Annotated in this window: 23 protein-coding genes; 13 read left to right on the top strand and 10 right to left on the bottom strand. The window is 64.1% G+C overall.

The window, feature by feature from the left end:
* The first annotated feature begins 72 nt into the window (after positions 1–72).
* Positions 73–684, top strand: coding sequence for a TetR/AcrR family transcriptional regulator (locus F3J45_RS17730; protein WP_167065398.1), 612 nt, complete (start codon positions 73–75; stop codon positions 682–684).
* A 97-nt stretch (positions 685–781) separates the two neighbouring features.
* Here the strand turns inward: F3J45_RS17730 and F3J45_RS17725 are convergent, their stop codons facing one another.
* Positions 782–1,222 (bottom strand): heme-binding protein, encoded by a 441-nt coding sequence (locus tag F3J45_RS17725; protein ID WP_167065395.1) that lies wholly within the window; start codon positions 1,220–1,222, stop codon positions 782–784.
* Positions 1,223–1,478: 256 nt separating this feature from the next.
* Here F3J45_RS17725 and gcl point away from each other — a divergent pair, with 256 nt between their 5' ends.
* The 9 genes from gcl to F3J45_RS17680 all read left to right on the top strand — a co-directional run bounded on the left by gcl (position 1,479) and on the right by F3J45_RS17680 (position 13,336).
* Entirely contained in the window at positions 1,479–3,254 is a 1,776-nt protein-coding gene (gcl, locus tag F3J45_RS17720; RefSeq protein WP_159411457.1) for a glyoxylate carboligase, read from the top strand.
* 68 nt (positions 3,255–3,322) lie between these two features.
* Positions 3,323–4,105, top strand: a complete 783-nt coding sequence (hyi, locus tag F3J45_RS17715) for a hydroxypyruvate isomerase (RefSeq protein WP_167065392.1) — start codon at positions 3,323–3,325, stop codon at positions 4,103–4,105.
* 170 nt (positions 4,106–4,275) lie between these two features.
* Positions 4,276–5,169, top strand: a complete 894-nt coding sequence (locus tag F3J45_RS17710; RefSeq protein WP_167065389.1) for a 2-hydroxy-3-oxopropionate reductase — start codon at positions 4,276–4,278, stop codon at positions 5,167–5,169.
* A 218-nt stretch (positions 5,170–5,387) separates the two neighbouring features.
* Positions 5,388–6,662 carry a glycerate kinase gene (locus tag F3J45_RS17705; RefSeq protein WP_167065386.1) on the top strand — a complete coding sequence of 425 codons (1,275 nt, stop codon included), beginning with the start codon at positions 5,388–5,390 and terminating at the stop codon, positions 6,660–6,662.
* A complete protein-coding gene (gene pyk, locus F3J45_RS17700) occupies positions 6,659–8,074 on the top strand; it encodes a pyruvate kinase (protein ID WP_167065383.1) in 1,416 nt (471 codons plus the stop codon). Before F3J45_RS17705 ends, pyk begins: the two co-directional genes overlap by 4 nt.
* A 185-nt stretch (positions 8,075–8,259) precedes the next feature.
* On the top strand, positions 8,260–9,132 hold the full coding sequence (locus F3J45_RS17695) for an urea transporter (RefSeq protein ID WP_167065379.1): 873 nt from the start codon (positions 8,260–8,262) through the stop codon (positions 9,130–9,132).
* 45 nt (positions 9,133–9,177) lie between these two features.
* Positions 9,178–9,999, top strand: a complete 822-nt coding sequence (locus tag F3J45_RS17690) for an ion transporter (protein WP_167065375.1) — start codon at positions 9,178–9,180, stop codon at positions 9,997–9,999.
* A 133-nt stretch (positions 10,000–10,132) separates the two neighbouring features.
* Positions 10,133–11,134, top strand: coding sequence for a sulfate ABC transporter substrate-binding protein (locus tag F3J45_RS17685; RefSeq protein ID WP_167065372.1), 1,002 nt, complete (start codon positions 10,133–10,135; stop codon positions 11,132–11,134).
* 177 nt (positions 11,135–11,311) lie between these two features.
* Entirely contained in the window at positions 11,312–13,336 is a 2,025-nt protein-coding gene (locus F3J45_RS17680; protein ID WP_167065369.1) for a mechanosensitive ion channel domain-containing protein, read from the top strand.
* A 70-nt stretch (positions 13,337–13,406) separates the two neighbouring features.
* On the opposite strand, the gene F3J45_RS17675 is transcribed toward F3J45_RS17680, so the two are convergent.
* Entirely contained in the window at positions 13,407–14,333 is a 927-nt protein-coding gene (locus F3J45_RS17675; protein WP_167065366.1) for a class I SAM-dependent methyltransferase, read from the bottom strand.
* A gap of 32 nt (positions 14,334–14,365) precedes the next feature.
* Complete coding sequence (locus tag F3J45_RS17670) at positions 14,366–15,262, bottom strand: DMT family transporter (protein ID WP_167065363.1); 897 nt, start codon at positions 15,260–15,262, stop codon at positions 14,366–14,368.
* A gap of 132 nt (positions 15,263–15,394) precedes the next feature.
* On the opposite strand from F3J45_RS17670, the gene F3J45_RS17665 reads away from it, so the two are divergent.
* From F3J45_RS17665 to F3J45_RS17655, 3 genes are all read left to right on the top strand, one after another.
* The gene (locus tag F3J45_RS17665; protein WP_167065360.1) at positions 15,395–15,832 is read left to right on the top strand and encodes an Lrp/AsnC family transcriptional regulator; all 438 of its coding nucleotides are present in this window, start codon (positions 15,395–15,397) and stop codon (positions 15,830–15,832) included.
* 491 nt (positions 15,833–16,323) lie between these two features.
* Complete coding sequence (locus F3J45_RS17660) at positions 16,324–17,856, top strand: NCS1 family nucleobase:cation symporter-1 (RefSeq protein WP_167065357.1); 1,533 nt, start codon at positions 16,324–16,326, stop codon at positions 17,854–17,856.
* 16 nt (positions 17,857–17,872) lie between these two features.
* Positions 17,873–18,601 carry an aspartate/glutamate racemase family protein gene (locus F3J45_RS17655; RefSeq protein ID WP_167065354.1) on the top strand — a complete coding sequence of 243 codons (729 nt, stop codon included), beginning with the start codon at positions 17,873–17,875 and terminating at the stop codon, positions 18,599–18,601.
* An 83-nt stretch (positions 18,602–18,684) separates the two neighbouring features.
* Here the strand turns inward: F3J45_RS17655 and F3J45_RS17650 are convergent, their stop codons facing one another.
* From F3J45_RS17650 to F3J45_RS17620, 7 genes are all read right to left on the bottom strand, one after another.
* Positions 18,685–19,872 (bottom strand): D-amino acid dehydrogenase, encoded by a 1,188-nt coding sequence (locus tag F3J45_RS17650; RefSeq protein WP_167065352.1) that lies wholly within the window; start codon positions 19,870–19,872, stop codon positions 18,685–18,687.
* A 45-nt stretch (positions 19,873–19,917) separates the two neighbouring features.
* Positions 19,918–20,580, bottom strand: a complete 663-nt coding sequence (locus F3J45_RS17645; RefSeq protein WP_167065350.1) for a histidine phosphatase family protein — start codon at positions 20,578–20,580, stop codon at positions 19,918–19,920.
* A 237-nt stretch (positions 20,581–20,817) separates the two neighbouring features.
* Positions 20,818–21,321, bottom strand: coding sequence for a hypothetical protein (locus F3J45_RS17640; protein ID WP_167065348.1), 504 nt, complete (start codon positions 21,319–21,321; stop codon positions 20,818–20,820).
* Positions 21,322–21,326: 5 nt separating this feature from the next.
* Entirely contained in the window at positions 21,327–21,509 is a 183-nt protein-coding gene (locus F3J45_RS17635) for a hypothetical protein (RefSeq protein WP_167065346.1), read from the bottom strand.
* Positions 21,510–21,632: 123 nt separating this feature from the next.
* Positions 21,633–21,971 carry an FKBP-type peptidyl-prolyl cis-trans isomerase gene (locus F3J45_RS17630; protein ID WP_167065344.1) on the bottom strand — a complete coding sequence of 113 codons (339 nt, stop codon included), beginning with the start codon at positions 21,969–21,971 and terminating at the stop codon, positions 21,633–21,635.
* Between the two features lie 63 nt (positions 21,972–22,034).
* Positions 22,035–22,823 (bottom strand): PhzF family phenazine biosynthesis protein, encoded by a 789-nt coding sequence (locus F3J45_RS17625; protein ID WP_167065342.1) that lies wholly within the window; start codon positions 22,821–22,823, stop codon positions 22,035–22,037.
* 49 nt (positions 22,824–22,872) lie between these two features.
* Positions 22,873–23,811 carry a 2-hydroxyacid dehydrogenase gene (locus F3J45_RS17620; protein WP_167065340.1) on the bottom strand — a complete coding sequence of 313 codons (939 nt, stop codon included), beginning with the start codon at positions 23,809–23,811 and terminating at the stop codon, positions 22,873–22,875.
* Positions 23,812–24,025: the final 214 nt, after the last annotated feature.

Raw genomic sequence — 24,025 nt, 5'->3', positions numbered from 1 at the left:
CGTTCAGGCAAGCGACAGCCTGCCATTCAGTGCTACCATCCGGGCTCGCAGCGCCAAAGGACCGCCAGCACCATGAGTACCATTCGCGAGCGCAACAAGGAGCTGATCCTGCGCGCAGCCAGTGAAGAATTCGCCGACAAGGGTTTCGCCGCCACCAAGACCAGCGACATCGCTGCCAAGGCCGGCCTGCCCAAGCCGAACGTGTATTACTACTTCAAGTCCAAGGACAACCTTTACCGGGAAGTTCTGGAAAGCATCATTGCGCCGATCATGCAGGCATCGACGCCGTTCAACGCCGACGGTGACCCGAAAGAGGTGCTGAGCGCGTACATTCGCTCGAAGATTCGCATCTCCCGCGACCTGCCCCACGCCTCGAAGGTGTTCGCCAGCGAGATCATGCACGGCGCGCCGCACCTGTCGCCGAACCAGGTCGAGCAGCTGAACGCCCAGGCGCACCACAACATTACCTGCATCCAGCGCTGGATCGAGCGCGGGCAGATCGCCAAGGTCGACCCGCACCACCTGATGTTCAGCATCTGGGCGGCGACCCAGACCTACGCGGATTTCGACTGGCAGATTTCGGTGATCACCGGCAAGGCCAAGCTGGCCGACAGTGACTACGAAGCGGCGGCCGAAACCATCATCCGCCTGGTGCTCAAGGGTTGTGAGCCTGAAGTGGCCTGACAGGCCGCAATCGCGACCTGCGGTCGCTCCTACCGGGAACGCACCCTTTGTGTAGGAGCGACCAAAGGTCGCGATTGGGCCGCAAAGCGGCCCGCTCTTAAGCCGCCACCCCGGCATCCGCCGTCAACCCCACCTCCTCGATCGCACTGATCGCGCACTGCTCGTCGATATCCGACGTATCGCCGCTGATCCCCACCGCACCCAGCACTTTCCCATCCCGATCACGAATCAACACGCCACCCGGCGCCGGCACTACCGGCCGTTCGCCCAGCCCGTTCAGCGCTGCAAAGAACGCCGGCCGCTGCTGGGCATCCAGCGCCAGCAAACGCGAGCCCTTGCCCAGGGCAATTGCGCCCCAGGCCTTGCCGGTGGCCACTTGCGGGCGCATCAGACTGGCGCCGTCTTCGCGCTGCAAAGCCAGCAGGTGCCCCCCGGCGTCCAGCACCGCCACGGTCAGCGGCGCGGCGTTGATCTTGCGGCCCGCTGCCAGCGCGGCGTTCACCAGGCTGACAGCCACGTTCAGGTTCAAAGCGTTCATGGAAAGGTCCTCTTCTTGTTGTGAGAAGCCCTGAGGGCAGTTGAAATCTGATGACTCAATAGAACACAACTGTAGATGTTTTTGTATACAATAAATTGAAACGATCGTATGCGAGCGTGCAAATCGTCGTTTTCTCGGGCGCTCTGACGAATCCTGGCGCTCCCGATGAAAACCCATTGACCTGAGCCGCCAGCCGTGAATACACTCTGGCACAAAGAAAGTTGTATACAATTACAAAATCAATGAGGCACAAACCATGAGCAAAATGAGAGCAATCGATGCAGCCGTTCTGGTCATGCGCCGTGAAGGTGTAGATACCGCGTTCGGCATCCCAGGGGCTGCCATCAACCCGCTGTACTCGGCCCTGAAGAAAGTCGGTGGCATCGATCACGTCCTCGCTCGTCACGTCGAAGGCGCCTCGCACATGGCCGAGGGCTACACCCGCGCCAACCCAGGCAACATCGGCGTGTGCATCGGTACTTCCGGCCCGGCCGGCACCGACATGGTCACCGGCCTGTACAGCGCCTCGGCCGACTCCATCCCGATTCTCTGCATCACTGGCCAGGCCCCACGTGCACGCCTGCACAAGGAAGACTTCCAGGCCGTCGACATCACCAACATCGTCAAGCCGGTGACCAAGTGGGCAACCACCGTCCTGGAGCCGGGCCAGGTGCCCTACGCCTTCCAGAAAGCCTTCTATGAAATGCGCACCGGCCGCCCAGGCCCGGTACTGATCGACCTGCCGTTCGACGTGCAGATGGCCGAAATCGAATTCGACATCGACGCCTACGAGCCACTGGCAATCAACAAGCCGTCCGCTACCCGCGTGCAGGCGGAAAAAGCCCTGGCCCTGCTCAATGACGCCGAGCGCCCACTGCTGGTGGCCGGTGGTGGCATCATCAACGCCGACGCCAGCGACAAACTGGTCGAGTTTGCTGAACTGACCGGCGTGCCGGTGATCCCGACCCTGATGGGCTGGGGCACCATCCCTGACGACCACGCGCAAATGGTCGGCATGGTCGGCCTGCAAACCTCGCACCGCTACGGCAACGCCACCTTGCTCAAGTCCGACCTGGTGTTCGGCATCGGCAACCGCTGGGCCAACCGCCACACCGGTTCCGTGGACGTGTACACCGAAGGCCGCAAGTTCGTGCACGTGGACATCGAACCGACCCAGATCGGCCGCGTGTTCACCCCGGACCTGGGTATCGTCTCCGACGCCGGCAAGGCCCTGGACGTGTTCCTGGAAGTGGCCCGCGAGTGGAAAGCCGCCGGCAAGCTCAAATGCCGCAAGGCCTGGCTGGAAGACTGCCAGCAGCGCAAATCGAGCCTGCAGCGCAAGACCCACTTCGACAACGTGCCAGTCAAGCCACAGCGCGTGTACGAAGAGATGAACCAGGTGTTCGGCAAAGACACCTGCTACGTCAGCACCATCGGCCTGTCGCAGATCGCCGGCGCGCAGTTCCTGCACGTGTACAAGCCACGTCACTGGATCAACTGCGGCCAGGCCGGCCCGCTGGGCTGGACCATTCCTGCCGCCCTCGGCGTGGTCAAGGCCGACCCGAAACGCAAGGTTGTCGCACTGTCGGGTGACTACGACTTCCAGTTCATGATCGAAGAGCTGGCGGTGGGCGCGCAGTTCAACCTGCCGTACGTCCACGTGCTGGTGAACAACGCCTACCTGGGCCTGATTCGCCAGGCGCAACGTGGCTTCGACATGGATTACTGTGTACAACTGGCGTTCGAGAACATCAACTCGACCGACGCTGCCACCTACGGTGTCGACCACGTTGCCGTGGTCGAAGGCCTGGGCTGCAAGGCCATCCGTGTGTTCGAGCCGGCAGAAATCGCCCCTGCCCTGCTCAAGGCACAGAAGATGGCCGAAGAGTTCCGCGTGCCGGTGGTGGTCGAAGTGATCCTCGAACGCGTGACCAACATTTCCATGGGCACCGAGATCAACGCGGTCAACGAGTTCGAAGACCTGGCCCTGGTCGGCAACGACGCGCCAACCGCTATCTCGCTGCTGGACTGATCGCCTGACGCCCCCGTGCCGGCCCCTGAATGAGGGCGCCGGGGGCCTTCATCGCAAGGAGACACACCATGCCTCGCTTCGCTGCCAACCTGTCCATGCTGTTCACCGAACAGGACTTCCTGGCCCGCTTCAAGGCTGCCGCCGACGCCGGTTTCAGCGGTGTCGAATACCTCTTCCCGTACGACTTCAGCGCAGCCGAAATCAAGCAGCAGCTGGACGCCAACGGCCTGACCCAGGTGCTGTTCAACCTGCCGGCGGGCGACTGGGCCAAAGGTGAGCGCGGCATCACCTGCCACCCCGACCGCATCGAAGAATTCCGCGCAGGCGTCGACAAGGCCATCGAGTACGCCAAGGTGCTGGGCAACACCCAGGTCAACGCCCTGGCTGGCATTCGCCCGCAAGGCCTGCAGTGCGCCGACGTGCGCAAGACCTTCGTGGAAAACCTGCGCTACGCCGCCGACAAGCTGAAGGCCGCTGGGATTCGCCTGGTCATGGAAATGATCAACACCCGCGACATTCCAGGCTTCTACCTGAACACCACGAAACAGGCCCTGGAAATCCAGGCCGAGGTGGGCAGCGACAACCTGTTCCTGCAGTACGACATCTACCACATGCAGATCATGGAAGGTGACCTGGCCCGCACCATGGAAGCCAACCTGAAACTGATCAACCACATCCAGTTGGCCGACAACCCGGGCCGCAACGAGCCAGGCACCGGCGAGATCAACTACCGCTTCCTGTTCGAGCACCTGGACCGCATCGGCTACCAGGGCTGGGTGGGCGCAGAGTACAAGCCGCTGACCACCACCGAAGCGGGCTTGGGCTGGCTGAAAACGCACAACGCGATCTGAGGGCCGAACACCAGCCCCAGGAAAACACCAGACACTGTGGGAGCGGGCTTGCCCGCGAACACCGGCATAGCCGGTGCCATCCACCGCGGTGCCTGCTTCGCGGGCAAGCCCGCTCCCACAGGGGGCCAATGCTTGCTTGAGATATCACAAATAAAAAGAGGCACATTCTCATGGCTAAAATCGGTTTCATCGGCACCGGCATCATGGGCAAGCCCATGGCCCAGAACCTGCAAAAAGCAGGTCACAGCCTGTTCGTTTCCACCCACCACGATGTCGCTCCGGCCGACCTGATCGCCGCTGGCGCCGTGGCCCTGGCCAACCCGAAGGAAGTGGCCCAGGAAGCCGAGTTCATCATCGTCATGGTGCCGGACACCCCGCAGGTCGAAGCCGTCCTGTTCGGTGAAAACGGCGTGGCCGAAGGTGTCGGCCCGAACAAGGTGGTGATCGACATGAGCTCGATCTCCCCTACCGCCACCAAAGCCTTTGCCGAGAAAATCAAGGCCACCGGCGCTGCCTACCTCGACGCCCCGGTGTCTGGCGGTGAAGTCGGTGCCAAGGCTGCGACCCTGAGCATCATGGTCGGTGGCTGCCCGAAAGCCTTCGAGCGCACCCTGCCGCTGTTCGAAGCCATGGGCAAGAACATCACCCGAGTGGGCGGCAACGGCGACGGCCAGACCGCCAAGGTCGCCAACCAGATCATCGTCGCCCTGAACATCCAGGCCGTTGCCGAAGCCCTGCTGTTCGCCGCCAAGAACGGCGCGGACCCGGCCAAGGTACGTGAGGCGCTGATGGGCGGCTTCGCCTCCTCGAAGATCCTTGAAGTACACGCCGAGCGCATGATCAAAGGCACCTTCGACCCAGGCTTCCGCATCAACCTGCACCAGAAAGACCTCAACCTGGCCCTGCAAGGCGCCAAGGAACTGGGCATCAACCTGCCCAACACCTCCAATGCCCAGCAAGTGTTCAACACCTGCCAGGCCCTGGGCGGCGGCAACTGGGACCACTCGGCGCTGATCAAAGGCCTGGAGCACATGGCCAACTTCTCGATCCGCGACGACAAGTAAGACCTTACCGGCCTCATCGCGAGCTGCGCTCGCTCCTACGGGATCAGCGCAACGCCGGTAGGAGCGAGCAAAGCTCGCGATGAAGCCCACACCGCTGAACCTGCGACCACAGGTTCATGAGGTGAACCCGAGCAACACCCGCCCCTGGTTCGGCCTGCACGGAGGCAGTTCCAGGGGCGTTTTCGATTCTGCAGAACAACAATAACTGGGAGCCTGCCATGTCGGTCGATCCGCAAAAAATTCTCCGCGACCTGTTCGACACAGCCATCGCCGCCGCCCACCCGCGCCAAGTCCTCGAACCCTACCTGCCCGCCGACCGCAGCGGCCGGGTGATCGTCATCGGCGCGGGCAAGGCCGCTGCCGCCATGGCTGAAGTGGTCGAAAAAAGCTGGCAGGGCGATGTGTCCGGCCTGGTCGTGACCCGCTACGGCCACGGCGCCAATTGCCAGAAGATCGAGGTGGTCGAAGCCGCCCACCCGGTCCCCGACGCCGCCGGCCTGGCCGTGGCCAAGCGCGTGCTGGAGCTGGTCAGCAACCTCAACGAAGAGGACCGCGTCATCTTCCTGCTGTCCGGCGGTGGCTCGGCCCTGCTGGCCCTGCCTGCCGAAGGCCTGACCCTGGCCGACAAGCAACAGATCAACAAGGCGCTGCTCAAGTCCGGCGCCACCATCGGCGAGATGAACTGCGTGCGCAAGCACCTCTCGGCGATCAAGGGCGGCCGCCTGGCCAAGGCCTGCTGGCCGGCCACCGTCTACACCTATGCAATTTCCGACGTTCCAGGCGACTTGGCCACCGTCATCGCCTCCGGCCCCACCGTGGCCGACCCGAGCACCTCGGCCGAAGCCCTGGCGATCCTCAAGCGCTACAACATCGATGCGCCGAAAGCGGTGATCGACTGGCTCAACAACCCCGCGTCGGAAACCGTCAAGGCCGGTGACCCGGCCCTGGCCCGCAGCCACTTCCAGCTGATCGCCAAGCCCCAGCAGTCGCTGGAGGCTGCCGCGGTAAAAGCCCGCCAGGCCGGCTTCAGCCCGCTGATTCTTGGCGACCTGGAAGGTGAATCGCGCGAAGTGGCCAAGGTGCACGCTGGCATCGCCCGGCAGATCGTCCAGCACGGCCAGCCGCTGAAGGCGCCTTGCGTGATCCTGTCGGGAGGCGAAACCACCGTCACCGTGCGCGGCAATGGCCGTGGCGGGCGCAATGCCGAGTTCCTGCTCAGCCTGACCGAAAGCCTCAAGGGCCTGCCGGGCGTGTACGCCCTGGCCGGTGACACCGACGGCATCGACGGCTCGGAAGAAAACGCCGGCGCCGTGATGACCCCGGCCAGCTACGCCCGTGCCGAGGCCCTGGGCCTGTCGGCCAGCGACGAGCTGGACAACAACAACGGCTATGGCTACTTCGCCGCCCTCGACGCGCTGATCGTCACCGAGCCGACCCGCACCAACGTCAACGACTTCCGCGCCATCCTGATCCTTGAGACTGCCCAATCATGACGCCTGATAAAAAAGTGAAGATCCTCGCCACCCTCGGCCCGGCGATCAAAGGCATCAACGACATCCGCCAGCTGGTCGAAGCGGGCGTGAACATCTTCCGCCTGAACTTCAGCCACGGCGAGCACGCCGACCACGCCCTGCGCTACCAGTGGATTCGTGAAGTCGAGCAGCAGCTGAACCGCCCGCTGGGCATCCTCATGGACCTGCAAGGGCCAAAGCTGCGCGTGGGCCGCTTCGCCGAAGGCAAGGTGCAGCTGCAACGCGGCCAGGCCCTGCGCCTGGACCTGGACACCACCCCAGGCGACAGCCGTCGGGTCAACCTGCCGCACCCGGAAATCATCGCGGCCCTGCAGCCTGGCATGGACCTGCTGCTGGACGACGGCAAGCTGCGCCTGCGGGTCACCGCCAAGCACAGCGACGCCATCGACACCGAAGTACTGGCCGGTGGCGAGCTGTCTGACCGCAAGGGCGTCAACGTGCCGCAAGCGGTGCTCGACCTCTCCCCGCTCACCGAAAAAGACCGCCGCGACTTGAACTTCGGCCTGGAGCTGGGCGTGGACTGGGTGGCCCTGTCGTTCGTGCAGCGCCCCGAAGACATCCAGGAAGCACGCCAGCTGATTGGTGACCGCGCCTACCTGATGGCCAAGATCGAGAAGCCTTCGGCGGTGGAGCAGTTGCAGGCGATTGCCGAGTTGTCCGACGCGATCATGGTCGCCCGCGGCGACCTGGGTGTGGAAGTGCCCGCCGAGAGCGTGCCGCAAATCCAGAAGCGCATCATCGGCATCTGCCGCCAGCTGGGCAAACCGGTGGTGGTGGCCACCCAAATGCTCGAATCCATGCGTTTCTCGCCAGCCCCGACCCGTGCCGAGGTCACCGACGTGGCCAATGCCGTGGCCGAAGGCGCCGATGCGGTGATGCTGTCGGCCGAAACGGCTTCGGGTGACTACCCGCTCGAAGCGGTGCAGATGATGAGCAAGATCATCCGCCAGGTGGAGAATGGCCCGGACTACCAGGCCCAGCTGGACGTGGGCCGGCCCAAGGCCGAGGCAACCGTGTCGGACGCCATCAGCTGCGCGATCCGCCGCATCAGCGGCATCTTGCCGGTGGCGGTGCTGGTCAACTACAGCGAGTCGGGCACCTCGACGTTGCGTGCGGCACGCGAACGGCCACGGGCGCCGATCCTGAACCTTACGCCGAACCTCAAGACCGCGCGGCGCCTGAGCGTGGCCTGGGGCGTGCACTCGGTGGTCAACGACCGCCTGCGCCAAGTGGACGAGGTGGTGACCACCGCCCTGGAAATTGCCCAGGCACAAGGCATGGCCAGCCGTGGCGACACGCTGCTGATCACCGCCGGTGTGCCTTTCGGCAAGCCGGGTTCGACTAATACCTTGCGCATCGAGACGCTGGCCTAAAGCCCCGCACCTCCCCTGTGGGAGCGGGCTTGCCCGCGAATGCGTCAGCCCAGGCAACACGGCTACACCTGCTGACCGCTTCGCGGGCAAGCCCGCTCCCACAGGGGCGGCGACGCTTCACATAACTGCGGAAAACCGAGGCCCAAAGAGGCCCACCGCTCGCCCATCAACCTTGCTGACTGCCCATGTACACCAAAAATTTCGTCAACCCGTGCCCCGACTGGGCCACGGCGCTGCTCAACGGTTTCAGCCAGGTGCTGCTGCTGCGCAACCCCCTGTGCGGCCTGTGCTGCCTGCTGGCCATCCTGCTGACCGCCCCCGACCTGGTCGGCGGCGCCCTGCTCGGCGCCCTCGCCGGCCTGCTCACCGCGCAGCGCCGCGGCTACGACCGCGCCGACCGCCAGGCTGGGCTGTATTGCTACAACGGCGTGCTGATCGGCATCTTGATCAGCACCGTGCTGCCCTGGTCGGCTATCCTGCCGCCACTGATCATTGCCGCCGGCGGCCTGTCGAGCATCATCACCCACCAATGGCGCAAGCGCGGCGGCAAACTGCTGGTCGCCTACACCGCACCGTTCGTGCTACTGGGCTGGGTGGCCCTGCTGTTCGCCAGCCCTGCGCCCAGCGGCTTCGTCGAGGCGGAACCTGCGTATGCGCTGGCGCGGGGCGTGGGGCAGATCTTCCTGCTCGACCAGCCCCTGGCCGGGTTGTTGATCATCATCGGGATGTTCATCGCCAACCCCTATGCGGCGATGTGGGCCGTGCTCGGTTCGGCCATTGGCGGCGGCGTGGCGCTGCTCGCCGACCAGGCCCAGGCGGCGTGGCTGGGGCTGTATGGCTTCAACGCCGCGCTGGCCGCGCTGGCGTTCAGCCGCCAGGGCGAGAAACCCTGGGTGACGTTGCTGGCCATAGCACTGGCCCTGTTGCTGCAACCGCTGCTCAAGCTGCTGCCGGTGCCTGGCCTGACCGCCCCCTTCGTCGCCGCCTGCTGGCTGATGCACCTGGGCAATCACCTGGCCCAGCTTCGGCACGGCCGCACCCGCCGCTTGCACAGCTGAATCGCAGTCCCTAGGCTCAGCCCATCGCAACAGTGGAACGAGCCAATGAACAACCTTGCGAGCCTGCGCGAGCGGCTTTACGTCATCGTCTTCCAGACCGACACCGTCGCCGGCCGACGCTTCGACAAGATCCTCCTGCTGATCATCCTCGCCAGCCTGATCACGGTCATCCTCGACAGCATCGACGAGGTGCACCAGGGCTATGCCGGCCTGCTGGCGGGTATCGAATGGGGGTTCACCGCGATCTTCCTGGCCGAATACCTCACCCGTTTGTACTGCTCGCCCAAGCCCCTGCGCTATGCCTTCAGCTTCTACGGGCTGGTCGACTTGCTGGCGATCGTGCCGGGGATCATCGCGCTGTACTACAGCGATGCCCAGTACCTGCTGATTATCCGGGTCATCCGCATGCTGCGGATCTTTCGCGTGCTCAAGCTCAGCCCGTACCTCAAACAGGCCCACTACCTGCTGGACGCGCTACGCGGCAGCAAGCAGAAGATCATCGTGTTCCTGGTCAGCGTGTCGACCCTGGTGACGGTGTTCGGCACCTTGATGTACGTGATCGAAGGGCCGGAGCATGGCTTTACCAGCATTCCCAAGGGCATCTATTGGGCCATCGTCACACTCACCACCGTGGGCTTTGGCGATATCGTGCCGAAGACGCCGCTGGGGCAGGTGCTGTCGTCGCTGGTGATGATTACCGGTTACTCGATCATCGCCGTGCCGACCGGCATCTTTACCGCCGAGCTTGCCAATGCCATGCGCGGCGAGCAGCTGCAGCATGACTGCCCGACGTGCAGCAAAAAGAGCCATGAGCATGGCGCGGCATTCTGTTCCCGCTGCGGGAATGCGCTATTTCCCAAGCACTGATGCCACCTGCCCCGCGAAAGGGCCGGTACAGGCAGCGCTATAACCAAAGTCTTTTTAGTTCTTTAGCCCGCACAATCACACCCGCTATAGTCGCCATCAAACTGCCAACATCCACCAAGAACAAGGACGCAACGTGAAAAAACTCTTCACCGCCTCACTGCTCGCCGCAGGCCTTGCCCTGGGCAACCTGGCCCAGGCAGCCCCTTCCCTGCTGAACGTTTCCTACGATGTGATGCGCGACTTCTACAAGGACTACAACCCAGCCTTCCAGAAGCACTGGGAAGCCGAGCACAACGAAAAGCTCAATGTGCAGATGTCCTTCGGCGGTTCGAGCAAGCAGGCGCGGGCGGTGATCGATGGCCTGCAGGCCGATGTCATCACCATGAACATGGCCACCGACATCAACGCCCTGGCCGACAACGGCAAGCTGGTGCCAGACAACTGGGTAAGCCGCCTGCCCAACAACAGCGCCCCGTTCACCTCCGCCACCGTGTTCATCGTGCGCAAGGGCAACCCCAAGGCCCTGAAAGACTGGCCCGACCTGCTCAAGGACGGTGTGCAGGTGATCGTGCCCAACCCCAAGACCTCGGGTAACGGCCGCTACACCTACCTGTCGGCTTGGGGCTATGTGCTGAAACAGGGCGGCGACGAAACCAAGGCCCGCGCCTTCGTCGGCAAGCTGTTCAAGCAGGCACCCGTGCTCGACACCGGTGGCCGCGCCGCCACCACCACCTTCATGACCAACCAGATCGGCGACGTGCTGGTCACCTTCGAGAACGAAGCCGAGATGATCGCCCGCGAATTCGGCCGCGATCAGTTCGAAGTGATCTATCCAAGCGTATCGGCCGAAGCCGAGCCGCCGGTGAGCGTGGTCGACAAGGTGGTGGCCAAGAAAGGCACCCAGGCCGTGGCCGAGGAATACCTGAAGTACCTGTGGTCGCCGGCAGCCCAGGAAATCGCCGCGCAGAACTACCTGCGCCCACGCGATGCAACGGTGCTGGCCAAGTACACCGACCGCTTCCCGAAAGTGGATTTCCTGTCGGTGGAGAAGACCTTTGGTGACTGGCGGACCGTGCAGAAGACCCACTTCAATGATGGTGGGGTGTTTGACCAGATCTACACCAACCAGCAGTAGAAGATGTACGCAGGGCCGGCCTCTTCGCGGGGCAAGCCCGCTCCTACAAGGACCGTACGGACCCTGTAGGAGCGGGCTTGCCCCGCGAAAGGGCCGGCCCTGACAGCACACCACTTCGAACTTTCCCGCCCCAAGCACAATCAGTTCCTTGAGTAACCCTGCCCAAGGAGTACTCCAGTGCTGCGCTTTCTCTCCACCCTGCTGCTCGGCTGCCTGCTGAGCACCCACCTGCTGGCCGCAGACCCCGCCCCGGCCGATGCGCCCCCAGCCGAACCGGAAGCAGTGCTGCAAGGCGGCCTGCTCGGTGCCCTGGCCGATGGCTTGGACAGCGCCGCCCAGGAGCTTGACCTCGACGCCCACCTGGTCGACGCCTGGCGCCTGCGCACCGACCGCGCCGCCCAGGAAGTCGAGCGCCTGGTCGACCGCCACTCGGCCAGCGACTCGCTGCAGCTGGCCGGCAACTTCGTGCTGCTGACCCTCGCCTGGGCCGCCAGCTTCGCCGTGCTCACCACCCTGGGCCGCTGGCTTGCCAAGCGCTTGGCTGGCATGGCCTGGCTGCGTTCACGCAAACGCGCCAGCAGCCTGCTCGGCTACCTGCTGCCCTACACCCTGCCGGCCCTGGCCAGCCTGCCACTGACGCTCTACGTCAGCCGTTTTCTCGACCCGTCGGTGGCCCGCGCCCTGGGCCTGAGCCTGGCCTACGCCACCAGCAGTGGCCTGTTCTCGACCTCGATCATCCTCTGCCTGATCACCCTGTTCGACGCCGGCCACAAGCGCGCCGCGGTGGCGGTGATCAAGCGCATGGCCCCGCGCCCGCTGTTTTTGATCGGCTTTCTCGCCGCCTGGAGCGACGCCCTGACCAGCCCACAGATCGCGCGCCAGCTGGGCGGCAACATCACCGCCAGCATCGCGGTGATCACCGGCCTCACCGCCACCTTCATTTTCGCAAGCCTGGTGATCCGCCTGCGCCGCCCGGTCGCCCACCTGATCCGCAACCGCGCCTACCAGGACCGCGTGCAACACCGCGCGGTGCAGGAAACCCTGCGGATCTTTTCTGCCCTGTGGTACCTGCCGATTCTGCTGATGATCCTGGTATCGGCCATCCACCTGCTTGGGGCAGGCGAAGAGAGCCAGAAAGCCCTGCAAAAAGCCCTGCTGACCACCGTGCTGCTGGTGTCGACGGTGTTTCTCAGCACCTTGCTGCAACACCTGCTGGCGCCCCGTGGAAACGACCCGGCGCAGCGCGTGCGGCCCTACAAGGAACTGCTGCGCAGCCTGGCCCACGCGCTGCTGCGCATCCTCATGGCGGTGGCCTTCATCGAGCTGCTGGGGCGTATCTGGGGTTTCTCGGTGATCGACTTTGCCCTGAGCAACAGCCTCGGCCAGGCCATCAGCAATTCGCTGTCGAGCATCGGCCTGATCCTGCTGGTGACCTGGCTGCTCTGGGTGGTGCTCGACACCGCCATCCAGGAAGCCCTCAAGCCCGCGGTAGGCCGGCGCGCCTCGCGCCAGCCCAGCACCCGGGTGCGCACCATCCTGCCGATGCTGCGCAACGCGGTGAAAGTCATCCTGATCGTGATCTGCACCATCACCACCATGGCCAACCTGGGCATCAACGTCGCGCCCCTGCTGGCCGGCGCCGGGGTGATCGGCCTGGCCATCGGCTTTGGCTCGCAGCAACTGGTGCAGGATGTGATCACCGGCCTGTTCATCCTGATCGAGGACACCATCTCCATCGGCGACTGGGTGGTGCTCGACTCTGGCCACGCCGGCACCGTCGAGAGCCTGACCATCCGCACCCTGCGCCTGCGCGACGGCAAGGGCTTCGTGCACTCGGTGCCGTTCGGGCAGATCAAGGCCGTTACCAACCAGTCGCGGCAGTTCGCCTATGCGTTTTTCTCGGTGCAGTTCACCTATGACAGCGACGTGGACGAATCGCTGGGGTTGATTCATGAGGTGGGGCAGTCGATCAGCGACGACCCGCTGCTGCGCATCAACCTGCAAGGGCCGCTGCAGGTGTTCGGGGTGGACCGCATGGATTTGAACGGGTTCGTACTGACGGCGCAGTTCCGCACCATTTCCGGGGGCCAGTATGCGGTGAGCCGGGCGTTCAACGAGCGGCTGAAGAAGCGCGTGGACCAAACCGACAAGGTGAGTTTTGCCCAGGTGTATCCCATGCCGGTGCGCGGGGTTTCGGCCTGATGCCGGCCTGTACCGGCCCTTTCGCGGGGCAAGCCCGCTCCTACACGCGAAAGGGCTGGCCCAGGCAACATCACCCTTGCCGGAATACCAAAGCCTTCAACCCGCCCGCCGGGTCCACGTCAGGAAACTCCGGCGGATTCTCCAGCCGCTCGACAAAGGCCAGCCCAGGCGCCTGCTCGGCCATCCCTTCGACCAAGAATTCAGGCCCGATCCCCGGGTCATTGACGCACGCCAGCACCGTCCCGCCCTCACTCAACAACTCAGGCAAGCGCCGCAGGATCTTGGCGTAGTCCTGGGTCAGCACGAAACTGCCACGCTGGAAGGTCGGTGGGTCGATGATAATCAGGTCATACGGCCCGTACTTGCGCACCTTGCCCCACGACTTGAACAGTTCATGGCCAAGGTAAGCCACTCGCGATGCATCGTGGCCATTGAGGCGATGGTTGTCGCGCCCGCGCGACAGCGCCGACTTGGCCATGTCCAGGTTGACCACCTGCTCGGCGCCCCCGGCGATCGCCGCCACCGAAAACCCGCAGGTGTAGGCGAACAGGTTGAGCACGCGCTTGCCTGCAGCCTGCTCGCGCACCCAGCGGCGGCCATAGCGCATGTCGAGGAACAGGCCGTTGTTCTGCCGCACGCCCAGGTCCAGCAGGTAGGTCAGGCCGTCCTCGACCACCTCGCGCTGCTGGCACGGCTCGCCCAGCAGCCACTGGCCGGGGCTTTCGGGCAGGTAGCGGTGCTGAATGAGTATCGCCTGGCCCGCCCATTGCGGGCGCTCGGCCAGGCGCTGCAACATCGCCTGCAGCTCGGCCAGCTGGCCCTGCGGGGGTTCACGGAACAGGGCCACCGACAGCACGCCTTGCAGCCAGTCCACCGTGACCTGCTCCAGGCCTTCCCAGCACCGGCCACGGCCATGGAACAGGCGGCGGGTTTCTGCCGGGGCAGGGTCAAGGGCGGTGAGCAGATGCTGCTCCAGGGTGTGGATTGGCGAAGTCATGGCGGGGTCACTGGCGGGTAAAAGCCGGCATTCTACCCCTTGACCGTCACCCGCGCCGAGCGAAACCACCAGCCTTGCTGCATGCCGGCCGCAGCCAGCAGAATCAGGCCAACCCCCAGCCACTGCAGTGGCGCCAGCCGGTGCCCGAAGGCCACCCAGTCGACCAGGATCGCGGCAATCGGGTAGATGAACGACAGCGCGCCGGTCAGCGCCGTGGGCAGGCGCTGGATGGCGCTGTACAGCAACACGTACATCACGCCGGTATGCACCACGCCCAGGGTCAGCAGGCTGGCCAACGCCGTGGGCGCGCCTGGCAAGCCGCCCAGCTTGGCCCAGGGCGCCAGCAACAGCACGCCGGTGGCCACCTGAATCAGGGCAATCAGGTGCGGTGGCGTGCCGTTGAGGCGCTTGATGATCAAGGCGGCAATGGCATACAACAGGGCCGCCCCCAGCGCCAGGGCAATTCCCGCCAGGTAGCCGTCGCCACTGCCCTGCCCCGCGCCGTGGGCGCTGACGATGGCCAGCATGCCGAGAAAGGCCACGCTCAGCCAAGTGAGCTTGGCGGCGGTGATTTTCTCGCCAAGAAACAGCGCCGCGAGCCCCACCAGCAGGAACGGCTGAACGTTGTACACCGCGGTGCCGATGGCAATCGACGCCCGTGAATAAGAGGCGAACAGCAGTACCCAGTTGCCGACGATGGCCACCCCACTGGCGACCGCCAACAGCAAACCCGTGCGGCCGATGACGCCAGGCCTGAGCAAGCCCAACGCCGCGCAAATCACCAGCAAGGTGCCGGCGCCGAACACGCAGCGCCAGAACACCACCTCCAGCACCGGTTGCCCGGACACCAGTACGAACCAGCCGATGGTGCCGGAAATCAGCATGGCGGCGATCATTTCCAGCGTGCCGCGGCGCAGTGAACTGTCCATCGCGTACCTCCCGTTGACGATGGCTCAGTATGCGGCGGGCCGCAGGGCACCTTCCAGCGGATAAACAAGGCCAACTGCTCGGCTCACCTTTACTATCAAGGCAAATTCCCAAAACTGCCTTACGAGATGCCTATGACCGATGCCATCGACCAACTGTTGATCAACGCCCTGATGGACGACTCGCGCCGTTCGCTCAAAGCGCTGGCGCAGCTCAGCGGCCTTTCCGCCCCCAGCGTTGGCGAACGCCTGCGACGCCTGGAAGAACGTGGTGTGTTGCAGGGTTACACAGTCAATGTCGACCCGCGCAGTTTCGGTTACCAGCTGCAGGCCATCGTGCGCATCCGCCCATTGCCGGGGCAGTTGCAGGAAGTGGAACGGCAGATCATCGCCATCACGGAATTCACCGAGTGCGACAAGGTAACCGGTGAGGATTGCTTCATCGCCCGCCTGCATGTGCGGTCGATGGAGCAGCTGGACACCCTGCTCGACCGCATCAATGTGCTGGCCGAAACCAACACCGCGATCATCAAGAAAAGCCCGGTAAAACGGCGGTTACCCCCGATGGCGTGACCCAGCCCCCCGCGTGGTAGGAGCGAGCGCAGCTCGCGATAGGGCCGCAAAAAACCTGACTAATTTATGTACACAAGAATGTCACCTTAAGTGCCATTTTTGTGTGCACTTACCCCAATAGCGCCCCAATACGTTACACACTTTGTTTATTAAATTCTGACCATTCGATCAACTAAGTGACCCACTAAAAAATAAAACCTGTTCATCTAGTCAATTTATATTTCCAATATTTCATTCACTTATCTTCAAACAACTGATCTTTCAAAAAATACCCATCTAGCAACCGACTTTCGGCTGGCATGGAACTCGCTTTCGTGTGCACATGTTTTGTATACAAACCAAACAAAACATAAATACACAAGAACCCGTGACGTCGGCCCCAGGCCGACCGCCACGCCCAGAACCCAGTGATGCCAAGCTGCACCGACGAGATGGCGAGCCCGTGCGCATGCCCGCTCATCGCAGTCCGCGCGCATCAGGAGCCTGCCGGAATGAGTACCAGCCTCAACCTTGCCCCTGAACAATCCGTCGCCAGCACCAACCCCACAACGGCCCAAGCCGGCGATATGCCGCAGCTTGGCCTGAGCCCACGCCTGCATAACCGTGACCTTGCCCCCACCCGCGCCGAAGGCCGCCGTTGGGGCGGCTACAGCATCTTCGCGTTGTGGACAAACGATGTGCACAATATCGCCAACTATTCGTTCGCCATGGGCTTGTTCGCCCTGGGCCTGGGTGGCTGGCAAATCCTCATGTCCCTGGCCATCGGCGCCGCGCTGGTGTACTTCTTCATGAACCTGTCTGGCTACATGGGGCAGAAAACCGGCGTGCCGTTCCCGGTCATCAGCCGCATCGCCTTCGGCATCCATGGCGCACAGATTCCGGCACTGATCCGTGCCGTCATCGCCATCGCCTGGTTCGGCATCCAGACCTACCTGGCCTCGGTGGTGCTGCGCGTGCTGCTGACCGCCGTGTGGCCGCACATGGCCGCCTACGACCACGACAGCATTCTTGGCCTGTCGAGCCTGGGCTGGGTGTGCTTCGTGGCGATCTGGCTGGTCCAGCTGGTGATCCTGGCCTACGGCATGGAGATGGTGCGCCGCTACGAAGGCTTCGCAGGCCCCGTGATCCTGCTGACCGTGGCGAGCCTGGCGGTGTTCATGTACTTCAAGGCCGATGCCCGCATCGCCTGGTCGGTGGCCGAACCGCTGACCGGCTATGAGATGTGGCGCAACATCTTTGCCGGTGGCGCGCTGTGGCTGGCGATCTACGGCACCCTGGTGCTGAACTTCTGCGACTTCGCCCGTTCCTCGCCGTGCCGCCGGACCATCCGCGTGGGTAACTTCTGGGGCCTGCCGGTGAACATCCTGGTGTTCGCGGTCATCACCGTGGTGCTGTGCGGCGCGCAGTTCCAGATCAACGGCCAGGTCATCGACAGCCCCACGCAAATCGTCGCCGCCATTCCCAGCACCGCGTTCCTGGTGCTCGGCTGCCTGGCCTTCCTGATCGTCACCGTGGCGGTGAACATCATGGCCAACTTCGTCGCCCCGGCCTTCGTGCTCAGCAACCTGGCGCCACGCCACCTGAACTTCAAGCGCGCCGGGCTGATCAGCGCCACCCTGGCGGTGCTGATCCTGCCGTGGAACCTCTACAACAGCCCGCTGGTGATCGTGTATTTCCTGTCGGGCCTTGGCGCCCTGCTCGGCCCGCTGTACGGCGTGATCATGGCCGACTACTGGTTGCTGCGCAAAGGCTGCATCAACGTGCCAGAGCTGTACACCGAGCACCCGGCCGGGGCCTACCACTACAGCAAAGGCATCAACCTGCGCGCCGTGGCCGCGTTCGTGCCAGCTGCGCTGCTGGCCATCGTCCTGGCCCTGGTGCCGAACTTCCATGGCATTGCGCCCTTCTCCTGGCTGATCGGTGCCGGTATCGCCGCTGCGCTGTACCTGCTGATCGCCCCACGCAAGCGCCACTACCACGACGTCAGCGGCGAATGCATCGCCGTCGACCACAGCAGCCACTGATCAGCGAGGACCGTTCATGCGTATTCTGATCGTTAACGTCAACACCACCGAAGCCATTACCGAAGCCATTGCCGAACAAGCCCGCAGCGTCGCCGCCCCGGGCACCGAGATCATCGGCCTGACCCCATGGTTTGGTGCCGAGTCGGTGGAGGGCAATTTCGAAAGCTACCTGGCTGCCATTGCGGTAATGGACCGCGTGCTGGCCTACGACCAGCCGTATGACGCGGTGATCCAGGCGGGCTACGGTGAGCATGGCCGCGAGGGCCTGCAGGAGCTGCTGAACGTGCCGGTGGTGGACATCACCGATGCCGCCGCCAGCACCGCGATGTACTTGGGCCACGCCTACTCGGTGGTGACCACCCTGGACCGCACCGTGCCCTTGATCGAAGACCGCCTGAAACTCTCAGGCCTCCATGACCGCTGCGCCTCGGTGCGCGCCAGCGGCCTGGCGGTACTGGAGCTCGAAGAAGACCCGCTGCGCGCGGTGGAGGCCATCGTCGAGCAGGCCGAGCGCGCCGTGCGCGATGACAAGGCCGAGGTGATCTGCCTGGGGTGCGGCGGCATGGCCGGGCTGGATGAGCAGATTCGCCAGCGCACCGGCGTGCCGGTGGTCGATGGTGTGAGCGCAGCGGTGACCATTGCCGAGTCGCTGGTGCGCATGGGGCTCAGCACCTCGAAGGTACGCACCTATGCCACGCCCCGGGCGAAGAAAGTGCTGGGTTGGCCGATGCGAATCGGGCGCTAGGCCGGCTTAGCCTGTGCGGGCCCTTTCGCGGGGCAAGCCCGCTCCTACAGGAGCGGGCTTGCCCCGCGAAGAGGCCCGCACAATCAACACAGCATCCTGGCCAGGCGCTCACCGCTGCCACAGGCCAAGGTAAACCCCAGGGCCCCATGCCCCACGTTCAACCAGAGGTTCCGGTAGGCAGAAGCCCCGATGATCGGCACACCGGTAGGCGTTGCCGGGCGCATGCCTGCCCATTCCACCGCCTGGCCGTAATCTGCAGCCAGTGGCAACGCCTCCAGTGCCAGCTGGCGCATGCTTTGCAGCCTGCCGGCATCCACTGAATCGTCGTAGCCGACGATATCCACCATCGCCGCCACGCGCAGCTGCTGGTCCAACCGCGCATAGACGATCTTGCGCTCATAGTCGGTGATGCTCAGCTGTGGCGGTTGCGACGCGACAGGGGCGGTCAGGCTGTAACCCTTGAGTGGGTAGACCGGCAGGCGCATCCCCGGCAACCCCAACCCTGCGCTGCGGTGCCCGGCACATAACACCAGGCGCTCGACCTCGACGTGCTTGTGGCCCACCTGCAAGGCAACCACGCGGTCCTTGCGGGTTATCATCCGTGTCACGGTCTTGCCCAGCAGAAACCTGCATTGCCCGGAGGCGCGCAGGCGCTCGGCCAGGCGCTCGCAAAACCGGTGGCAATCGGCAACCTCTTCATCGGGCGTCAGCACGCCACCGATGAACGGCGCCTCGGCTACAGCTGGCTCCAGCGCCCGGAGCTCGGCGCCATCGACTACCCGCTGACGGGCGGGGTCAAGCAAGTGGGCGCGCCCTTTGCTGAATGCACGCTCACTGCGAAATGCCACCAGCTTGCCGTTACAACGCCAGGCGAAGTCGCTCAGCCCATCTTCATCACGCCAACGCGCCAAGGTGGCCTGGCTGTGCCGCGCCAGCTCCAGCAACTGTGCGCCGCTGCGCCGGTTGACGCTGCTGCGGCAGGCCATCAGGAAGGCCAACAGCCAGCGCCATTGGGTGGGGTCCATGCGCAGGCGCAAGCGCAGTGGTGAATCCCCTTGCAGCAGCCAGCCCAACGCCTGCCACGGCACACCGGCATCGGCCAGGGGGGCCACATAGCGGTAGGACAGTTGCCCACCATTGGCGTAACTGGTCGCCAGCGCCAAACTGTCGCGCGCCTCGACCAGCACCACCGACAGCCCCGCGCGCACCAGCGCATAGGCTGTGGCCAGGCCAATCACCCCGCCACCGATCACCGTCACCCGTTGTCCCATGGTTCATCCCTGCCCCGGTCCATATACCGGCACAGTAGCAGCGAATCAGGTCGGGCAGCTATGGGCGCCGCCATCGAGGCCCTGGCGCACGTTGCGGCTCAGCAGGCTGGCCTTGCCGTTGTGCCAGGTCAGGGTCAGCACGTAGAGGGTGTCGAAATCATCGCCGCTCCAGTCCTGGGTGATGATCCGCTTGTCACCCAGGGCCTTGCCGGCAACCGTGTTGATCAGCTCGGGCAGGTAGCCGTGGGACCAGGCGGTGTACACCGTGGCATTGCGGTACTTCTCGCTCAGCAGCTCGTCGGCCAGGTCGTCGGTGTCATTGGCGTCATAGTCAATGTTCACCGGCAAGCCCAGGCGGATGGCGCTGGGGGTGATGGTCATCAAGGGACGGATATAGCTGTAGCTGAGGTCCTGGCTGCCTTCCTCGACATGCCGGGAGGGGTTGGCGGCGAACACGTAGTCGGCCTTGCCGAAGCGCTCGGGCAGTAACGTCGCCAGGTCGATCGCCCGGTTGAGCCCCTGGCAATTGAGCTGCCCAAGGCCCTCTCCGGGCTTTTCGGCATGGCGCAGGAAGACCAGCGTCTGGGTACCGTCAACCGGTTGTGCCCGGCTCTCGACGATATCCAGGGCCAGCGGCACGGCAGCGGTAATGAGTGCCAGCGTTGGCAACAGGTGGCGAGGACGCCGGAAGAATGAGGGCAACTTCATCGAGGCAGGCTCTTGGGACGCAAGGAATCGGATTCACCCGCCACATTGCCCCGCGGCCGAAGCCGCGGGGCGTCCCTGTAGTGAATGCCGTCCTTGGCAACGAGTAGGGGTCAGAGTGCCCGATACCCGTTTGGTTCCTCCCTGGGTGTGGATGCCGTTCCCTAGGCAAGGCCTACGTTAGAGCAGCTGTGTTGCACAATTATGTCCAGCAGAGCGCGACCACCCTCCATGTTGCTATCAAGGAAGGGGGGCCGGTTCAGGGGTTGGCACGTCGGTGATGGTCACATCAAAGACCTGCTCTATGACCTGTTTTGGACCTTGGTTCAAACTCCAGGTGAAGAACACCAGAAAACCAAGCAAGAAAACGAATAGGACCGAGCCGACAAGGCTCTGTGTGACCCCCAACCAAAACCCAGGCTTGGTACTGCGAATTTCGTTACTCGCCTTCTCGGAGTAGTAGCGATCAAGCTCCGCAGCCTGCGCGACGATTGAGGCGTCAAGAAAACCGTGAACAAGCTGGCTTGCCTGGCCCCGATAGCTCTCCAATTGCGAGGGGCTATTGCTCACATCGTGAAAAGGTGTCAGCTCTTCATCTTTAGGCTCTCTGCCATGCTTGGCCTTGAAGGCCTGGATGAACTCGATTTTTTGCCGCTTATAGAGCGAATAAGCAATGATCCCCAGCGTATCCTGCTCGTGCTCGACCAGAACCGAAAAGATGTGGTTGTAACAGCCACCGGCCATGGCTGTTACGCCTTGCGCAGGCGGTTGAGCGCAGTTTCAAATGCAGCATTGAGTTCCGACCGGGTTTTCCGGGTGCTGCTCAGCACCCCGGCCAGCTCCCTAGGCAGTTGGATCTCCATGCGGGCACCGGATGCGATCAGCATTGCGTTCGCTTCACGCACCACACGCGACGAAAAGTGCGATTTCATGGGTATTTTCCCTCTTTCACTCCATCAGAGTTCCAAGGGTATCCATCCCTATCACGCATCTCAATCAGACGCCGGCCGACAGGGCGTGTAGTCCTTTTCCGCTTTAAGCCGGAATAGGACTACTCAATCCTCCCGCGTCAACACTTCCAGCAATTCGATCTCGAAGGTCAGGTCCGACCCGGGTGGTATCTTGCCCACGCTGCGCTCGCCATACCCGAGCTGCGCTGGCACCTGCAGCCGGCGCTTGCCGCCCACGCGCATGCCCATCAGGCCCTGGTCCCAGCCCTTGATCACGCGGCCTGTGCCAATCACGCATTGAAACGGCTTGCCGCGTGACCAGGACGAGTCGAACTCGCTGCCATCGGCCAGCCACCCGGTGTACTGGGTGGTGATCAGGGCGCCTTTGACGGCGGCCTTGCCGTCGCCTTCGACGAGGTCGGTGATCTGCAGTTCGCTGCTCATGGGCAGGCTCCAAGCTGTGGTTCGGGGCGCCGTTTTCTCAGGAATGCGCGGGTTTGGCAAGTTTCAGATGAACACGGTGCCGCGCAGGTACAACGCCGCGCGCCCACTGATGATGACCCGGCCATTGCCCGGTACCTGGCAGTGCAGCTGGCCCTTGCGGGCACCGCCCTGCTCGCAGCTCAGCTCGGCCTTGCCGAGCATGGCAGCCCACAGCGGCGCCAGCGAGGTGTGCGCCGAGCCGGTTACCGGGTCTTCGTTGACGCCCACGCGCGGGCCGAACCAGCGGGTGACGAAATCGAAGCCGCGCCCGGCGGCCGTTACGGCGATGCCGCGGGTGTCGATTGCCGACAGGGCGGCAAAATCAGGCTGCAACGGGGCGATCACGCTTGCATCATCGACCACCACCACGTAGTCGTCGGAACGGTACACCGCCTTGGCACTGCCCAGGCCCAACGCCTGCAGCAACCCGGCTGGCGCCTCCACCGGCTGCGGCTGCTTGGCCGGGAAGTCCATCGCCAGCAAGCCGTCGTTACCACGGCTGACGCGCAGTTCACCACTACGGGTGTTGAAGCGCAGCACCTCGGCCTGCTCGCCCAGCTGCTCGAACAACACATAGGCCGAGGCCAGGGTGGCATGGCCGCACAGGTCCACTTCCACCGTCGGGGTGAACCAGCGCAGGTCGAAGCGTTCGCCGTTGCGCACGAAGTAGGCGGTTTCCGAGAGGTTGTTTTCCTCGGCGATGCGCTGCAGCACATCGTCCGGCAGCCAGCTTTGCAGCGGGATCACCGCTGCCGGGTTGCCGCCGAACGGCTCGGCAGAGAACGCATCGACCTGGAAGATTTCGAGTTGCATGCACACGCTCCTTGTAGCCCGGCCAATACCGGGCGATTGTTCGAATGGGTCAGGGCTGGACGGGGGTGAGCACCGGTTCGCCGGCGAAGAAGGCCTGCAGGTTGCGCAGCACCAGGGTTACGGTATCGCGGGCAGCTTCCGGCGACTGGCCGGCCACATGGGGGGTAAGCACGGTGTTGCCCAGGGCCTTGAGGGCATCGGGCACGTTCGGCTCGTCATCGAACACGTCCAGTGCCGCGCCTGCCAGTTGGCCATGCTGCAAGGCGCTGACCAATGCCTGGGTGTCGACCACGCTGGCGCGGGCGATATTCACCAGGTAACCCTCGGCGCCCAGTGCATCGAGCACCTGGGCATCGACCAGGTGCTGGGTACCGGCCCCACCGGGGGTGGCGACCACCAGGATGTCGACGGCATCGGCCAGGTGCAACGGGCTGTCGTACCAGGTGTAGGGCACGTCCTGGCGTGGGGTGCGGCTGTGGTAGCTGATGTTCATGTCAAAGCCCAGGTTCGCCCGCTTGGCGATGGCCAGGCCCACCGCACCAAGCCCGAGGATACCCAGGCGCTTGCCGCTCACCGATGGGCTGATGACCCGGTTCCACTCGCCCCGGCGGGTGCTGGCATCGCCACGAGGGATGTCGCGCAGCAGCGCCAGCAGCAGGGCCAGGGTGTGGTCGGCAACGGTCGCGGCGTTGGCACCGGCGCCGTTGGTGACGGTGATGCCACGGGCGCGGGCGGCGGCCAGGTCTACCTGCTCGTAACCGGCGCCGATCACGCAGATGATCTGCAACTGCGTCAAGGTATCGATTTCGGTGGCGGTCAGGCCCAAGGGGCCGCGGGTGAGCACCGCGTCGATCTCGCCGGCATGGCGCTGGATGGCCTCGGCGCGCAGGTGGGGGGACGGGGCACGGATCAGGCGGTAACCGGCCTGCTCAAGCAGCGGCAGGTAATCGTCGACGGTTTCCACCAGTACCAGGACTGTCTTGCTCATGCCACCTCCGGGGGTTGTTCGAAGGGGCATTATGCGGAGTTAGCGGGCGGTACAGTCAATCGGAAAAACAGCGGGGAACTGTACTGTATGGGTTGGGGTGTTTGACGGTCGCGGTGTGTCGCCTGGGAGATCGAGCGCCGCCCGCGCGGCGCATCGCGAGCTGCGCTCGCTCCTACGTTTGTTTCGGGCCAATTATTCCTGGGAGATTCGCGCT

Source organism: Pantoea sp. Ap-967, assembly GCF_011752565.1.
In the GTDB taxonomy this organism is placed as follows: Bacteria; Pseudomonadota; Gammaproteobacteria; order Pseudomonadales; family Pseudomonadaceae; genus Aquipseudomonas.
Note: the sequence above shows the minus strand (reverse complement) of the source record. Positions and strands in the feature narration are given on the sequence as shown.

Excerpts from the sequence above, each read along its gene's own strand:
- F3J45_RS17670 (WP_167065363.1), bottom strand. The coding sequence starts at position 15,262 with ATGGACAGTTCACTGCGCCGCGGCACGCTGGAAATGATCGCCGCCATG.
- pyk (WP_167065383.1), top strand. The coding sequence starts at position 6,659 with ATGACGCCTGATAAAAAAGTGAAGATCCTCGCCACCCTCGGCCCGGCG.
- gcl (WP_159411457.1), top strand. The coding sequence starts at position 1,479 with ATGAGCAAAATGAGAGCAATCGATGCAGCCGTTCTGGTCATGCGCCGT.
- F3J45_RS17630 (WP_167065344.1), bottom strand. The coding sequence starts at position 21,971 with ATGAGCAGCGAACTGCAGATCACCGACCTCGTCGAAGGCGACGGCAAG.
- F3J45_RS17655 (WP_167065354.1), top strand. The coding sequence starts at position 17,873 with ATGCGTATTCTGATCGTTAACGTCAACACCACCGAAGCCATTACCGAA.
- F3J45_RS17640 (WP_167065348.1), bottom strand. The coding sequence starts at position 21,321 with ATGGCCGGTGGCTGTTACAACCACATCTTTTCGGTTCTGGTCGAGCAC.
- F3J45_RS17675 (WP_167065366.1), bottom strand. The coding sequence starts at position 14,333 with ATGACTTCGCCAATCCACACCCTGGAGCAGCATCTGCTCACCGCCCTT.
- F3J45_RS17695 (WP_167065379.1), top strand. The coding sequence starts at position 8,260 with ATGTACACCAAAAATTTCGTCAACCCGTGCCCCGACTGGGCCACGGCG.
- F3J45_RS17635 (WP_167065346.1), bottom strand. The coding sequence starts at position 21,509 with ATGAAATCGCACTTTTCGTCGCGTGTGGTGCGTGAAGCGAACGCAATG.
- F3J45_RS17725 (WP_167065395.1), bottom strand. The coding sequence starts at position 1,222 with ATGAACGCTTTGAACCTGAACGTGGCTGTCAGCCTGGTGAACGCCGCG.
- F3J45_RS17625 (WP_167065342.1), bottom strand. The coding sequence starts at position 22,823 with ATGCAACTCGAAATCTTCCAGGTCGATGCGTTCTCTGCCGAGCCGTTC.
- F3J45_RS17660 (WP_167065357.1), top strand. The coding sequence starts at position 16,324 with ATGAGTACCAGCCTCAACCTTGCCCCTGAACAATCCGTCGCCAGCACC.
- hyi (WP_167065392.1), top strand. The coding sequence starts at position 3,323 with ATGCCTCGCTTCGCTGCCAACCTGTCCATGCTGTTCACCGAACAGGAC.
- F3J45_RS17710 (WP_167065389.1), top strand. The coding sequence starts at position 4,276 with ATGGCTAAAATCGGTTTCATCGGCACCGGCATCATGGGCAAGCCCATG.
- F3J45_RS17650 (WP_167065352.1), bottom strand. The coding sequence starts at position 19,872 with ATGGGACAACGGGTGACGGTGATCGGTGGCGGGGTGATTGGCCTGGCC.
- F3J45_RS17665 (WP_167065360.1), top strand. The coding sequence starts at position 15,395 with ATGACCGATGCCATCGACCAACTGTTGATCAACGCCCTGATGGACGAC.
- F3J45_RS17705 (WP_167065386.1), top strand. The coding sequence starts at position 5,388 with ATGTCGGTCGATCCGCAAAAAATTCTCCGCGACCTGTTCGACACAGCC.
- F3J45_RS17730 (WP_167065398.1), top strand. The coding sequence starts at position 73 with ATGAGTACCATTCGCGAGCGCAACAAGGAGCTGATCCTGCGCGCAGCC.
- F3J45_RS17690 (WP_167065375.1), top strand. The coding sequence starts at position 9,178 with ATGAACAACCTTGCGAGCCTGCGCGAGCGGCTTTACGTCATCGTCTTC.
- F3J45_RS17620 (WP_167065340.1), bottom strand. The coding sequence starts at position 23,811 with ATGAGCAAGACAGTCCTGGTACTGGTGGAAACCGTCGACGATTACCTG.
- F3J45_RS17645 (WP_167065350.1), bottom strand. The coding sequence starts at position 20,580 with ATGAAGTTGCCCTCATTCTTCCGGCGTCCTCGCCACCTGTTGCCAACG.